The sequence below is a fragment of the Flaviramulus multivorans genome (assembly GCF_021728415.1).
Classification (GTDB): domain Bacteria; phylum Bacteroidota; class Bacteroidia; order Flavobacteriales; family Flavobacteriaceae; genus Sabulilitoribacter; species Sabulilitoribacter multivorans.
Genome location: NZ_JAKKDV010000002.1, coordinates 38334 through 52338, shown reverse-complemented (window position 1 = coordinate 52338; position 14005 = coordinate 38334). Strand labels below are relative to the sequence as shown.

Genomic DNA, 14005 nt, shown 5'->3' with positions numbered 1-14005 from the left:
TATCTTTGCAGTCGGCAAGTCCTACACAACCAGCTCCTGTTGAATCCTCCAGGTCGGGAACGAAGCAAAGGTAAATGGTCGTAGCGGTGTGATGTAGGTAGCTTGCCTTTTTTTATGCCTTTTAGTTTGGTAAATCTTTCTATCTTTAAACTCTAATTTTATTTTATAAATGTCTAAAGTTGTTTTAATAACAGGTGGTTCTTCAGGTATAGGAAAATCTATTGGTGAGTATTTAGCTGAAAAAGGATTTATAGTTTATGGGACGAGTAGAAACCCAGAAAATTATAAAAACAGTAAGTTTCCTATTCTAGCCTTAGATGTAAAGAAAGTAGAAACTATTAAACAAACGGTATCCGAAATCATTTCTAAAGAAAACCGATTGGATGTTTTGATTAATAATGCTGGAGCTGGTATTACTGGACCTATTGAAGAAATACCTGAAGCTGAAATTAAAAGCAATTTTGAAACTAATTTTTTCGGGCCAATTAATGTCATTAAAGCGGTCTTACCTCAAATGCGTAAACAACAATCTGGATTAATTATAAATATCACATCCATAGCAGGTTACATGGGGTTACCTTACAGAGGAGTTTATAGTGCGAGCAAAGGCGCATTAGAGCTTTTAACCGAAGCTTTTAGGATGGAGTTAAAAGATTTTAATATAAAAATGACCAATGTAGCTCCCGGTGATTTTGCAACCAATATAGCCGCCGGTAGATACCATGCACCATTGCTTGGTGACTCACCTTATAAGAAGCCTTATGGCGATACTTTAGAACTTATGAATGAGCATGTTGATAATGGGAGTAATCCTAATATTATGGCAGAGGCAGTTTATAAAATAATTATTAACCCAAACCCAAAAGGACATTACAAAGTAGGGGAGTTTATGCAGAAATTTTCTATTGTTTTAAAGCGTATTTTACCGGATAAGGTTTATGAAAAAATGCTTATGAAGCATTATAAGCTTTAACTACCTACTTATTAATCAGCCCAAGAAGTTGCTCTTCAAAATATACTGAAAATATATTGGCGTTGCTATTAATAATCTCCTTGTTTCTGTCTATTAGAATAGTTTTAGTCATAGGGTAAATAGCCAAGGTATCCATCGCTGTTTTCGGGTTTTTGAATTGATATTCATCAGTCAAATCAAAACCATGATTAAGCAGTAATGTTTTCGATTTTTCCAACCCATAGCTATCAATATTAATAGTTATAAAGTTTATTTCTGGGTATTTCTCTTTTAATTCATTTAACTTCTTATGACTGTCTCTAAAATGGTCATAATAGGTTTGTGACCAAAAACAAATACTAGTAGGGGCATTTACAAGGGTATTAATCTTTAATGGTTCGCCTTCATAATTTACTAGCTCAATATCTGGTAAATGTGATCCCTTTCTAAGACTATTAAGCGATTTGGTGTATTTGGTTAACATCTTAATATCTTTCTCGTTACTACTTTTTGCAGTATACGATTTTAAGATGGCATCATTACTTTCTGGGTTTTCACTTCTAGATAAGTACATAATGGTAAAGTAATGTAGTAAATCACTTTTAATGTCTTTATTTGTTATCAGACTATCAATAAGCTTTAACCTGTCTAGATTATAACAAAGCGATGTTCTATCAAACTCACCACTATTAGTATGGCCGTCATGTAATTCCAAAGACATATTGCTTACGTTATGTCTTAAAAATGTGTTGTAGTTAAAGTATCTACTAAAGAAAGTATCGTTGTAGTTAATGTTTTTTCTATAACTATAAAAATCATCTGGCACCGATTTTAAAATAGCCGCTTTATTCTTACCGTAGTGTATAAAAGGATAAACTTCTTTACTCGAATAATAGGTGTAATTTATATTTGCTAGAGCAATTTTCTCAAACAGTTCTGTGCTTCCATATTTCTTTTTAAATTCTTTATATGCTTTTAGCTTACTATCTTTTAAGGAATCTAGATGCTTCTGATAGGTAGCAGGATTTAATTGACATAGTTTAATAACTTGTTTTTCTTCCTTCTCACTTTCAAGAAAATCGTTTATTAAATAATTATTCTTTTTATCTCCTTCTCCTGTAAAAACTAGCGATTCATCAAAATCTAAGGTATTTAATCTAAACAATACACTGTCTTTAGGTTCTAGCAACACTATTTGGTATTCGCCACCATGCCTAAAGGTATACATGCCTTCTTTTAGGTCGGTAATCTTGTAAAGAAACCTATTTCTACCATCTAACTTTACGGTGTCAATAACTTCTTCGTCTTTAGAGAGTACAACAAAGTTTGTATTGGGGTTAATAATTTCTCCTCCAATGTATGCATAAGCGTCTTCAATCTTTTGGTTATCTTTTTTACAACCAAAAAACGAAAGAAAAGCAACTGCAATAAAAATATAATACTTCATAAATCCCTCTAATGAATTTTTTATATGGATACAATAATATCCACAACAAAAATATAGCTTGTATTAATAAAGTGCTGTTAAGGCGTTGTTAAATGTTTATCTAGTCAAAATACAGATTAGAACCGTATAATTCTTACAAACCATATAATTTTGGTTCATGTGTACGGACTTATTTCATTTGAAGAAGTACCTAATTATTAATAGTATAATTCTGAGGGGGTATATAAATTAAAAGCTATATATGTTTCGCCTTACCAATGGAATTTTCTACTTTTGCAAAAAATTTAAAACAAGCTTATGTTATCAGTTTCAAACCTTTCAGTTCAATTTGGAAAACGTGTGCTTTTTGATGAAGTAAATATTTCATTTAATGGCGGCAATTGTTATGGTATTATTGGAGCAAATGGTTCAGGGAAATCCACATTTTTAAAAATTATTTCAGGTAAGCAAGAACCTACTGCTGGTCAGGTACATTTAGAAGCTGGAAAACGTATGTCTGTACTTGAGCAAGATCATAATTTATATGATGAGCATACTGTTTTAGAAACTGTTTTAATGGGTAATAAGCCTTTGTTTAAAATTAAATCTGAAATCGATGCTCTATATGCTGATTATTCTGATGAAAATGCTGATAGGATAGGAGAATTACAAGTTCAATTTGAAGAAATGAACGGTTGGAACGCCGATAGTGATGCAGCTTCTATGTTATCAAATTTGGGTATAAAAGAAGAATTTCATTATACTCAAATGAGCGATTTAGATGGAAAACAAAAGGTAAGAGTTTTGTTGGCTCAAGCCTTATTTGGAAACCCCGATGTACTTATTATGGATGAGCCTACCAACGATTTGGATTATGAAACTATTTCGTGGTTAGAAAACTTTTTAGCAAACTATGATAACTGTGTGATTGTGGTTTCTCACGACAGACACTTTTTAGATGCCGTTTGTACACATATTTCTGATATAGATTTTGGAAAAATAAGCCATTATTCAGGTAATTATACTTTTTGGTATGAATCTTCGCAACTAGCGGCACGTCAACATGCTCAACAGAACAAAAAGGCTGAAGAGAAGAAAAAGGAATTGGAAGAATTTATCCGTCGTTTTTCTGCCAACGTAGCAAAAAGTAAGCAAGCTACCAGTAGAAAAAAGATGATTGAAAAACTTAATATTGCTGATATAAGACGAACTAGTCGTCGTTATCCAGCTATTATTTTTGAAAGAGATAGGGAAGCGGGCGATCAAATTTTGAACATAGATAACCTTGCAGTGTCTTTAGATGGTGAAGTATTATTTAGAAATATTCATTTGAACTTAGCTAAAGGCGATAAAGTAGTCGTGTTTTCAAGAGATTCAAGGGCTACAACAGCTTTTTATCAAATTATAAATAATAAAGAAAAGGCCGATGCTGGTAAATTTTCTTGGGGAGTAACTACGACTCAATCGTATTTACCATTAGATAATAGCGAGTTTTTTAATAACAATTTAACTTTGGTAGATTGGTTACGTCAATGGGCTACCACTGAAGAAGAACGTGAAGAAGTTTATATTCGCGGATTTTTAGGAAAAATGATTTTTAGTGGTGAAGAAGCACTAAAAAAATCGAATGTACTTTCTGGAGGTGAAAAGGTACGATGCATGTTAAGTAGAATGATGATGGTAAGAGCTAACGTGTTAATGCTTGATGAGCCAACAAATCACCTAGACTTAGAGAGTATCACGGCATTTAATAACTCCTTAAAAAACTTTAAAGGCACTGTTTTGTTTACTACACATGACCACGAGTTTGCACAAACCGTAGCTAACAGAGTGGTAGAGTTAACTCCAAATGGTGTTATTGACCGTTATACAACGTTTGACGAATATATGCAGGATAAGAAAATTAAAGAACTGCGCGATAAAATGTACGCTGTAACGGCTTAATTAGTCTTGTAATTCTGAAGTAATACTTTCAACAATTACTACGGCTTTATCAAGTTCGTCTTTATTGACAAAAACTTCTTGAAACCCAGGAAAATTACCACCGCCAAAACCTGCCAATCGAGCCGATTCTGTTTGGTCTTTTACAACAGGCACGATATCTGCATTTTCTAATTCAGATACTATACGCTGTACAATAATCATATCTCCAGTAAAAATTTTTATATAGTTTGAATCAGACATAGCATAAGGTTTTAATTATTATACTTAAATATACTAAATATTGCCTATTTAATAACATTCGTTTTTAAAATAAATACGGCTTTAAATGTTAAAAACGACCAATTAGTCCAATTCTATTACCACTAAAGGTAAAATTCCAGGAAATTTGTTTTTCTTTTTTAGGGTAGTTGTAGGCCTTGTCTTTAAACAAGAATTTATCGATACTATCCACAACTACAATACTAAGAACAGTAGATACCCCTATATCAGTCAGCCAATGTGCTCCAGCAAATAATCTGGAGATAGGAGCCACTGCTCCTAGAGAGTAAACAGCTACTTTAGACCATGTATTATCAAACTGTTTAGCAATGGCATGTGCCATAGTAACCGATAAAACTGTGTGGCCAGATGGGAATGAGTGAAAAGCAGGTTTGCCAGACCAAAATCTAAACTCAGTACTTTTATATCCATTTCCAGGGCGTACTCTACCAAAAGCAGTTTTGCTAAAACTTTGAATAAGTCCTGAAGTAAATGATGACGAAATAATTAAAACACTCGTTTTTCTTAAGTTTTCGTTTTTAGTAAAAAGTCCTACGCCATACAAGGTAGCATTTGTTATAAAATAGACTTGTGGACTTCCAAAGCGTGTACCAGCTTCTTGAAATAACTCTGGAACATGAGGTTCGTTTCTCACAAAAAAAGCACTTGCTTCATCATCAATAGTAGATAAAGCTAATGAACCAACAATAACAGTACCTAAAGTGGTAAAATCTTTTGTATCCCAAAAAAAAGGTCTTGAAAAAGCATGTCCTACACTTTTAACACTTTGCTTTAAATCGTATAATGCTAACTCACCAATAGAAGATGTGTCCTTGATTTTAGTAGAACTAGTCTCAAGTTGTTGTGCGTTAAGATTGCAAACAAAAAGAGCAATAAAAAAATATAAAAATGAGATTTTTGCTTTCAATATTACCTTAATTCAGCACCTAACTGACTTTCAAATTGCTTTTGAAGCGTATTCATTATTTTATCAATTTGCTTATCAGTTAACGTTTTATTTTCATCTTGTAACGTAAAACTAACAGCGTAACTCTTTTTACCTTTTGGTAAATTTTTACCTTGATAAACATCAAATAAGTTCACGTTTTTAAGCAATGTTTTTTCACTTTGCTTCGCAATCTTATAAATCGATTCAAACGTTACGTTTTCATCAAGTAACAAAGCGAAATCTCGTTTTACTTCTGGGTATTTTGTAATGGCTTTGAAAGTAATTTTATTGCGCCTTACAATCTCTAATATGGCATCCCAATTAAAATCAGCAAATAAAACCTCTTGGGTTATATCAAAATGCTTTAAAATCGGTTTTTTAACCAATCCAAAATCTACCAACTTCGTTTTACCTAAGCTTAAGCTAATACCTTCACTAAGTAAATCACTTTTTGTAGGAGATTCGTTATATCTAGAAATTCCTAAACGCTCTAAAATAGTCGTAATACTTCCTTTTAAATAGAAGAAATCACTCTTTTTGCCTGCGGATAACCAGCTTTCATGCGATTGATTACCTGTTGTTAATAATGCTAGACGTTTGAATTCTTCGCGTTTATCGTCGTATCCATGATAGGTTTTACCAAATTCAAAAAGTTTTAAATCGCCTCTTTTTCTGTTTATATTAAAAGAAAGGGCTTCCAAGCCTGAAAATAATAACGATTGTCTTAAAACCGATAAATCATTGCTTAAAGGATTTAACATGGTTATGTTGTGTTCCTCCTTTAATTGTTCGGTTAAAGCTACATAATTTGGCGTAGTGAGTGAATTAGATAGAATCTCGTAAAAACCTTGCGATACTAACTGATTGCCTACTATATCTTGAATTTTATGGTCTTCAAATCTTGTAGTACTTGATATTGATGCATTTAATTTTACAGTGGTTTTAATGTTATTATAACCGTAAACTCGCAAAACCTCTTCAATAACATCGGCTTCACGTTCTACATCATTTCTGTAAGCAGGTACGGTTAAACCTAAACCAGTTTCGGTAACATTATTAACTTTTATTTCTAACGAGGTTAAAATACGTTTTATAATTTCCTTTGGAATTTCTTCACCAATCAGTTTTTTAGCATTTTCAAAGCTAAGACGAACCTCGAAGTCTTTTATTTTATTTTGATAAAGGTCTATAATATCACTCGTTATTTCACCACCTGCCAACTCTTGAATTAACAAAGCAGCACGTTTTAAGGCATATTCGGTAATATTAGGATCTATCCCACGCTCAAATCTAAACGATGCATCCGTATTTAAACCATGACGTTTAGCCGATTTACGAATACTCACTGGGTTAAAATAAGCACTTTCTAAAAAAATACTCGTTGTACTTTCTGTAACTCCCGAGTGAATACCACCAAAAACACCTGCAATACACATGGGTTTTTCGGCGTCACAAATCATTAAATCATCCTCATGTAAGGTGCGTTCTACACCATCTAAAGTGGTAAATTTTGTGCCAGATTTTAAGGTTTTAACCTCAATTTTATTTCCAGAAATTTTTACAGCATCAAAGGCATGTAGTGGCTGTCCTAAATCATGTAACACATAATTGGTTGCATCTACAATATTGTTTATCGGGCTTAATCCAATAGCTTTAAGTCGGTTTTGTAACCAACTAGGTGATTCCTTTACTTTTATTCCTGAAATGGTAACACCACAATATCTTGGCGCTAAATCTTTATTGATAACGTCTACATCAATCTTTAACGTTCTATTGTCTACATGAAATGCACTAACCGAGGGTGTTATAAGCTCTAGGTTTATTTCTCTTTGAATAAATCCCGCTTTTAAATCGCGTGCAACACCTAAATGACTCATAGCATCAGCTCTGTTTGGTGTTAATCCAATTTCGAAAACATGGTCGTTTTCAATATCAAAAATTTCAGCAGCAGGCGTTCCAACTTTTAGGCTGTCATCCAAAATCATAATCCCATCGTGCGAAGCTCCTAAACCCAGTTCATCTTCGGCGCAAATCATACCATGACTTTCTTTACCTCTAATTTTACCTTTTTTAATGGTCCATGCTTCCCCTTCAGCAGAGTATAAAGTGGTTCCTATAGTAGCAACCGGCACTTTTTGTCCTTTAGCAACATTAGGCGCACCACAAACAATCTGTACAGGGTTTTCTTCACCAATATTAACGGTCGTTAACTTTAGCTTGTCGGCATTTGGGTGTTTAACACAGGTTAAAACCTCTCCAACAACCACACCTTGTAAACCACCTTTTACCGATTGGTAAGCTTCAACACCTTCAACTTCAAGTCCTAAATCCGTTAATAATTCGCTGGTTTGTTCTGGCGTCCAATCAGTTTTTAAAAATTGCTTTAACCAGTTATATGAAATTCGCATAAATCAATATCCTATTTAAGTTTGCAAAGATAAAAGATTGCAGTTAGCATTCAAACAATGCGTTTTTAAATTGTGAACTAAAAGAAATATTTTGTTAGTATCTTGCCATAAATTCGATTAATACATTTTAAATCTATTCAATGAGGTCCATTTTTATACTAGCAACGCTACTTTTGTTCATTTCCTGTAAAGAAGAAAAAAAGACTGAAAAACTAGATACTGGTACGTATAGAGCGTTATTAAAAGTAAACGATATGCTCGATTTGCCCTTTAATTTTGAAGTATTATCTGAAAACACGTTAAAAGTGTTTAATGCTGAGGAAGTTATAGATGTTGATGATATTACTTATGAAAACGATTCAGTTTATATAAAATTACCAGTTTTTGAAGGCTTTATAGCTGCTAAAATTGACAATAAAATGCTTCAAGGGTATTTTATTAAGCCGAGTTTAGATAGAGTGATGGAATTTAAAGCAGAAAAGAGCACCACGCGTTTTGATGTTTCTGAAAAAGCGTCATTTGATATTTCGGGCAATTGGGAAACTGTTTTTAGTCCTGATAGTGAAGATGATACCTATATAGCAAAAGGTATTTTTAAACAGCAAGAAAACAAGGTTACAGGAACTTTTAGAACTACCACAGGCGATTATCGGTTTTTAGAAGGTGTATTGAATGGTAATCAATTGCAACTATCGGCCTTTGATGGCGCACATGCGTTTATGTTTACAGCCGCCGTTACTGATAGCACGTTACAAGGGATGTTTTATTCTGGGAACCATTTTAAGGAGCCTTTTGTGGCAAAGCGTAACGAGGCTTTTGAGCTACCCGATGCCAACGCGCTTACTTTTTTAAAAGAAGGCTATGATAGTATTGCGTTTACATTTCCTGATGAAAATGGGAACATGGTATCGTTAAACGACGCCCGCTTTAAAAACAAAGTAGTATTGGTACAAATTATGGGGACTTGGTGCCCAAATTGTTTAGACGAAAGTAAATACTACGCTGAATACTATAAAAATAACAACGATAAAGATTTAGAAATTATAGCATTAGCTTTTGAATATGCCAAAACTGAAGCGAGTGCTTTTAAAGGGATTAAGCGTTTAAAAGAGAGAACAGGTATTACATACCCCGTTTTATTAGCCCAAATAGGTAGTAGTAGTAAACAAGCTGCGAATGAAAAATTGCCCATGTTAAACCACGTATTGTCTTACCCAACTACTATTTATATTGATAAAAAAGGTAAAGTAAGAAAGATACACACCGGCTTTAACGGACCTGCTACGGGTGATAAGTTTACAGAGTTTAAAACTGAATTTAACGACTTTGTTGATGAGTTGTTGAGTGAGTAATTTTGATGTTGCGCTTATCGGTTAGTATATGAAAAGTAGGCGATTCCTAAGCAAGAAACTTTCGGTTAAGCATAAAGTTTGATACGAGCCAAAAGCCTTGATTTTATTACTAATTCGCCTATTTTTTATATACATTGTTATAGGCCTTCATTATTTTTAATCCCAAGTCCCATTAAAGAATTCTATTAATACTTTATAGAATACATCTGACCAAATTGAATTTCTGCCATAAATCCCGATTGGGATGTGTCCATCGTTTGGAACTATCCATAAATATGAATTGGGTATTGATTTATAAAAAGATATAGGGATATCTACAGGAAAGAAATCGTCTCTGTCACCATGTATGATTAGCGTTGGACATGTAATTGTGGCTAAATATGGCGAAGTAAAATTCATATCATTATAGGTTTTTGCAAAATTTCGAAATTGATTGACCAATATTCTAATTTGTTCTTCGCCTCTTGGTTGGTGAGGTTCCATATGTCCTTTCCACCTTTCATAAGTCACGGTTTCCATGATTTTTCTCGCCTCTAATGGAAACATTGTAGTTCCAGAGACAAGTATCATAGAAGAAATTCTTGTACTATCCATAGTTGCCATGTGAGTTAAAGTCATTGCGCCTGTACTTTGTCCAATGGCTTTAACCTTATCTATTTTAAGCGCATCTAATAAGCCATAGATATCTTGAGCAGATAATTCATGTGTGAATTCCTTTGAAGGGTTTGTTGAATTCCCATGTCCTCTTAAATCTGGCGTTATTACCATAAATTCATGTGAAAGGTCATCTATCCAACTATCCCAAGCCTTATGACTGAGAGAAAACCCATGCAGTAAGAGCAAAGGTTCTCCTTCGCCATGTGTTTCATAGTATATCTTTACTCCATTTGTTTCGACGAAATTTCCATCTTGTGCGTCAAGGCTTTGAAAGCCAAGCATTAGTAAAAATGCTGTAATGAATGTTTTCATATTTTAATTTTTTGATTGCCTATAACGACATGATATGAAGTCGTTTTAATGATTTATATCAGATGATAAGCGAAGTTAGAATTTTCCTATCAGAAAATCAATCAGGTAATAAAAATTTGTAAGTAAAGTTTTTAACATTTAGGTTACTTCATAAGTATCATCCGTGTCTTCATCATCTTGTTTTTCATCAATCTGTTCAATAGTATACGTAGGTAATTTATCTTTTCTATTGAAGTTTATAGGAAAGGGCACCACGGTGCATAATAGTATAAAAAATATGAGCACTATAAGGCGCATGAGTTTTTTTAGTTTCATTGTATATCATTGTTACGCTATTTAAAACAAATAGCATTATTTAATTATCACTGGTATTGAAATCAGTAATATTAAATACAATGAGATTTTACAATGCTAATATCGTTAAGAACGATTTTTAAAAGTGAAGATTTATACCTTAAAACCGATTGGCTTTGAATGCAAAAACGTGAATAATTAAGTCTTTTTTCATTCTCAATTAAATAATCATAGTCGATGCTTCTTTTGAACTGGGTTTGGGCGTTAAGTGAAGCAATTTGATGTATTTTAAAAACACCATTTTCGGTCTTACTTTGTGACCAAACAAGTTCAATACCAATAGGGTTGTTTGTTGTAATAGGTGCTGTAACATCTAAAGACAGTGTTAACCCTACTAAAATTAAACAACTAAGAAGAACTTTTTGTATGTTTTTAAAAGTTTGCATTTAAGCACTAATATAACGAAATTATACTATTATAAATTAAAATCTTCTAAGATTAAATTATAATCGTACTGCAAATCTTCATGAAAAGTCCCTATGATTTTTTTAGATAGTAAAACTTGCCTGTTAAACATATTAACCAACTGTGTACTGCGCTTAATACTTGGTTTAAAATCTTTTAATTTTTGGCAAAAGTAGAGTAGGAGTTCTACTTCGGTTTCCTTTTTTTGCGAGTAGCGAATAAACTTTTTTACGTTTCTAAGGATTTTTCTGGTGCTTTTTCTAATGTAAAAGTAGCTATCCGTATTAATTTGTTCAAACTCGTTGTCCATATAACTTTTTACACTGTCTATATATCCTGTTTCGTTATGCGATTCGAATAATAAATAGGTAAGAAGCTCTTTATTTTCCTTTTTAAAGCGCGATAAACGCAAACAAAGTTCTTGTATTTCTTGTGTTGAAAGCGTGTTTAGTTCTTGCTTTATTTCTTTCAGTGTAACCGCTTTCATAGGTGTAAGTTAGCCTAATTATCTCAATTTTGGAAAATCGGAAGGGTTTACCTCATGCATAACTGCATAAACAGCTTCAAAAATATCCTCAGCGGATGGTTTTGAAAAGTAATCACCGTCATTGCCATAAGCAGGCCTATGAGGTTTTGCAGTGAGTGTTTTAGGTTCGCTGTCTAAGTACTGAAATGCGTTTTGTTTATTTAATATGTTATCTAAAATATAAGCAGAAGCACCTCCAGGAACATCCTCGTCAATAATCATAACGCGGTTAGTCTTAGCTATACTTTTTACTATATCATGATTTAAATCAAAAGGTAATAAGGATTGTACATCAATTACCTCAGCATCAATACCAACAGCTAGTAAATCTTTCGCCGTTTGCTCTACAATTCTTAATGTAGAACCATAGGAAACTAGGGTGATATCGGTTCCTTCTTTTAAGGTTTCAACAACACCAATAGGTGTTTTAATAGCACTTAAATTATTGGGCATTTTTTCTTTTAAACGATAGCCATTTAAACACTCCACAACTATAGCTGGATCGTCACCCTGTAATAAAGTGTTATAAAAACCAGCAGCTTTGGTCATGTTACGCGGCACTAGTAAATGAACACCTTTAACCAGATTTAAAAGTCCACCCATTTGAGATCCTGAATGCCAGATTCCTTCAAGTCTATGACCACGAGTTCTTATAATTAAAGGCGCTTTTTGTTTACCCTTTGTTCTGTAATGGGTTGTTGCTAAATCGTCACTTATAATTTGAATCGCATATAAGATATAATCCAAATACTGAATTTCGGCAATTGGTCTTAAACCACGAAGTGCCATACCAATACCTTGTCCTAGGATAGTAGCCTCTCGTATTCCAGTATCTGCCACTCTAAGTTCGCCGTATTTTTCCTGTAAACCTTCTAATCCTTGATTTACATCTCCAATATTTCCAGTATCTTCTCCAAACACAAGGGTTTCAGGGTGTTTGCTAAAAATAGCATCAAAATTATCACGAAGAATAATACGTCCATCAACTTGTTCTGCATCATCACTATAGGTTGGCTTAACTTCTTTTATAAGCACATTGGAGCGTGCATTTTCTGAATATAAATGCGAGCTGAATTGCGGTTGTACTTTTTCAAAAATAGTATTAATCCAGGTTGCTAACTGTTCCTTTTCAGAGTTCGATTCACCAATAGTAAATCTTAACGCTTTTCTAGCATGAGATAGAATGTCTTTTCTAGTAGGCTCAGTGATTGTTGTTAAACTATCTTTAAGCTTTGAGATAAATACACCGTTAGCGCTGTTTACCTCTAATTGTTTTAAAAGAAGAATTAGCTCTTGCTGTTCTTTTTTAATAGGCTTTAAAAACGTATCCCAAGCACGTCTCTTAGCTTCTCTAACTTCACGTTTTGCGGCTCTTTCTATTTCAATAAGTGCTTCATTGGTGGCAATACCACTTTCAATAATCCACTCACGCATTTTTGTATTACAATCATGTTGTGATTCCCAGTCTAATCGCTCTTGATTTTTATAGCGTTCATGCGAACCAGAGGTTGAATGTCCTTGCGGCTGTGTTAGTTCTAAAACATGAATTAAAACGGGTACATGTTCTTCTCTTGCAATGGCTCCAGCTTCTTGATAAGTTTCTACAAGATTAGCATAATCCCAACCTTTAACTCTTAAAATTTCGTAACCTTTAGAGTCATTATCGCGTTGAAATCCTTTTAAGATTTCAGAAATATTTTCTTTAGTGGTTTGATGTCTTGCATGTACTGAAATACCATATTCATCATCCCAAATACTAATCACCATTGGTACTTGTAGTACACCAGCAGCATTTATGGTTTCAAAAAACAAACCTTCGCTTGTACTAGCATTACCAATAGTTCCCCAAGCGACTTCATTGCCATTACTTGAAAAATTAGTTTGATTGATGCCCTTAACATTTCTAAAAATTTTAGATGCTTGTGCTAATCCTAATAACCGAGGCATTTGTCCTGCAGTAGGAGATATGTCGGCACTAGAATTATATTGTTTAGTTAAGTCTTTCCAACTTCCATTATCATTTAAACTATGCGTTGCAAAATGACCACCCATTTGGCGTCCTGCAGACATAGGTTCTAATTCCAAGTTGGTATTGGCATACAAACCTGCAAAAAATTGTTCTTTGGTAAGTTCTCCAATGGCCATCATAAAGGTTTGATCTCTGTAATACCCAGATCTCCAATCACCTTTCATAAAAGCTTTTGCCATTGCTAATTGGGGCACTTCTTTACCATCACCAAAAATTCCAAATTTTGCTTTACCGGTTAAAACTTCACGGCGACCAAGCAAGCTACATTCTCGACTTTCAACAGCTATCTTATAGTCTGCTATAACTTCAGTTTTAAAGTCTTCAAATGATAATTTATTTTTCAAATTGGTGATACTTTGCATAGAGGCATGCTTTTTATGTTGCAAAAATAGCTAAAGTTTGCCTTATTTACAATTAAATGATGTTGTAATTT

12 protein-coding genes and 1 other RNA gene are annotated in these 14005 nt (G+C 33.5%); 4 read left to right on the top strand and 9 right to left on the bottom strand.

Features of this window, described 5'->3' with window-relative positions; all coding sequences use genetic code 11:
• The first annotated feature begins 12 nt into the window (after positions 1-12).
• Positions 13-111: signal recognition particle sRNA small type (gene ffs / locus L3X39_RS05085), an RNA gene on the top strand.
• Positions 112-169: 58 nt separating this feature from the next.
• Positions 170-973 carry an SDR family oxidoreductase gene (locus tag L3X39_RS05080; RefSeq protein WP_237230688.1) on the top strand — a complete coding sequence of 268 codons (804 nt, stop codon included), beginning with the start codon at positions 170-172 and terminating at the stop codon, positions 971-973.
• A 4-nt stretch (positions 974-977) separates the two neighbouring features.
• Here the strand turns inward: L3X39_RS05080 and L3X39_RS05075 are convergent, their stop codons facing one another.
• Positions 978-2399 (bottom strand): TlpA family protein disulfide reductase, encoded by a 1422-nt coding sequence (locus L3X39_RS05075; protein WP_237230687.1) that lies wholly within the window; start codon positions 2397-2399, stop codon positions 978-980.
• A 297-nt stretch (positions 2400-2696) separates the two neighbouring features.
• Here L3X39_RS05075 and L3X39_RS05070 point away from each other — a divergent pair, with 297 nt between their 5' ends.
• A complete protein-coding gene (locus L3X39_RS05070; protein ID WP_237230686.1) occupies positions 2697-4322 on the top strand; it encodes an ABC-F family ATP-binding cassette domain-containing protein in 1626 nt (541 codons plus the stop codon).
• Here L3X39_RS05070 and L3X39_RS05065 read toward each other — a convergent pair whose 3' ends face one another.
• The 3 genes from L3X39_RS05065 to pheT form a co-directional block, all read right to left on the bottom strand.
• Positions 4323-4562: a putative signal transducing protein gene (locus tag L3X39_RS05065; protein WP_237230685.1), complete on the bottom strand. Its 240-nt coding sequence runs from the start codon at positions 4560-4562 to the stop codon at positions 4323-4325.
• An 88-nt stretch (positions 4563-4650) separates the two neighbouring features.
• Entirely contained in the window at positions 4651-5508 is an 858-nt protein-coding gene (locus tag L3X39_RS05060; protein WP_237230684.1) for a phosphatase PAP2 family protein, read from the bottom strand.
• Between the two features lie 2 nt (positions 5509-5510).
• Positions 5511-7937 (bottom strand): phenylalanine--tRNA ligase subunit beta, encoded by a 2427-nt coding sequence (pheT, locus tag L3X39_RS05055; protein WP_237230683.1) that lies wholly within the window; start codon positions 7935-7937, stop codon positions 5511-5513.
• Between the two features lie 140 nt (positions 7938-8077).
• Here pheT and L3X39_RS05050 point away from each other — a divergent pair, with 140 nt between their 5' ends.
• A complete protein-coding gene (locus tag L3X39_RS05050) occupies positions 8078-9289 on the top strand; it encodes a TlpA disulfide reductase family protein (RefSeq protein ID WP_237230682.1) in 1212 nt (403 codons plus the stop codon).
• Between the two features lie 156 nt (positions 9290-9445).
• On the opposite strand, the gene L3X39_RS05045 is transcribed toward L3X39_RS05050, so the two are convergent.
• From L3X39_RS05045 to L3X39_RS05025, 5 genes are all read right to left on the bottom strand, one after another.
• Positions 9446-10258 carry an alpha/beta fold hydrolase gene (locus tag L3X39_RS05045; RefSeq protein ID WP_237230681.1) on the bottom strand — a complete coding sequence of 271 codons (813 nt, stop codon included), beginning with the start codon at positions 10256-10258 and terminating at the stop codon, positions 9446-9448.
• A gap of 138 nt (positions 10259-10396) precedes the next feature.
• Positions 10397-10573, bottom strand: a complete 177-nt coding sequence (locus L3X39_RS05040; protein WP_237230680.1) for a hypothetical protein — start codon at positions 10571-10573, stop codon at positions 10397-10399.
• A gap of 71 nt (positions 10574-10644) precedes the next feature.
• Positions 10645-10998, bottom strand: coding sequence for a hypothetical protein (locus L3X39_RS05035; RefSeq protein WP_237230679.1), 354 nt, complete (start codon positions 10996-10998; stop codon positions 10645-10647).
• A 29-nt stretch (positions 10999-11027) separates the two neighbouring features.
• Complete coding sequence (locus L3X39_RS05030; RefSeq protein ID WP_237230678.1) at positions 11028-11504, bottom strand: hypothetical protein; 477 nt, start codon at positions 11502-11504, stop codon at positions 11028-11030.
• Positions 11505-11522: 18 nt separating this feature from the next.
• Complete coding sequence (locus L3X39_RS05025) at positions 11523-13934, bottom strand: alpha-ketoacid dehydrogenase subunit alpha/beta (RefSeq protein WP_237230677.1); 2412 nt, start codon at positions 13932-13934, stop codon at positions 11523-11525.
• Positions 13935-14005: the final 71 nt, after the last annotated feature.

Excerpts from the sequence above, each read along its gene's own strand:
- L3X39_RS05075 (WP_237230687.1), bottom strand. The coding sequence starts at position 2,399 with ATGAAGTATTATATTTTTATTGCAGTTGCTTTTCTTTCGTTTTTTGGT.
- L3X39_RS05080 (WP_237230688.1), top strand. The coding sequence starts at position 170 with ATGTCTAAAGTTGTTTTAATAACAGGTGGTTCTTCAGGTATAGGAAAA.
- L3X39_RS05040 (WP_237230680.1), bottom strand. The coding sequence starts at position 10,573 with ATGAAACTAAAAAAACTCATGCGCCTTATAGTGCTCATATTTTTTATA.
- L3X39_RS05030 (WP_237230678.1), bottom strand. The coding sequence starts at position 11,504 with ATGAAAGCGGTTACACTGAAAGAAATAAAGCAAGAACTAAACACGCTT.
- pheT (WP_237230683.1), bottom strand. The coding sequence starts at position 7,937 with ATGCGAATTTCATATAACTGGTTAAAGCAATTTTTAAAAACTGATTGG.
- L3X39_RS05045 (WP_237230681.1), bottom strand. The coding sequence starts at position 10,258 with ATGAAAACATTCATTACAGCATTTTTACTAATGCTTGGCTTTCAAAGC.
- L3X39_RS05050 (WP_237230682.1), top strand. The coding sequence starts at position 8,078 with ATGAGGTCCATTTTTATACTAGCAACGCTACTTTTGTTCATTTCCTGT.
- L3X39_RS05025 (WP_237230677.1), bottom strand. The coding sequence starts at position 13,934 with ATGCAAAGTATCACCAATTTGAAAAATAAATTATCATTTGAAGACTTT.
- L3X39_RS05070 (WP_237230686.1), top strand. The coding sequence starts at position 2,697 with ATGTTATCAGTTTCAAACCTTTCAGTTCAATTTGGAAAACGTGTGCTT.
- L3X39_RS05035 (WP_237230679.1), bottom strand. The coding sequence starts at position 10,998 with ATGCAAACTTTTAAAAACATACAAAAAGTTCTTCTTAGTTGTTTAATT.
- L3X39_RS05065 (WP_237230685.1), bottom strand. The coding sequence starts at position 4,562 with ATGTCTGATTCAAACTATATAAAAATTTTTACTGGAGATATGATTATT.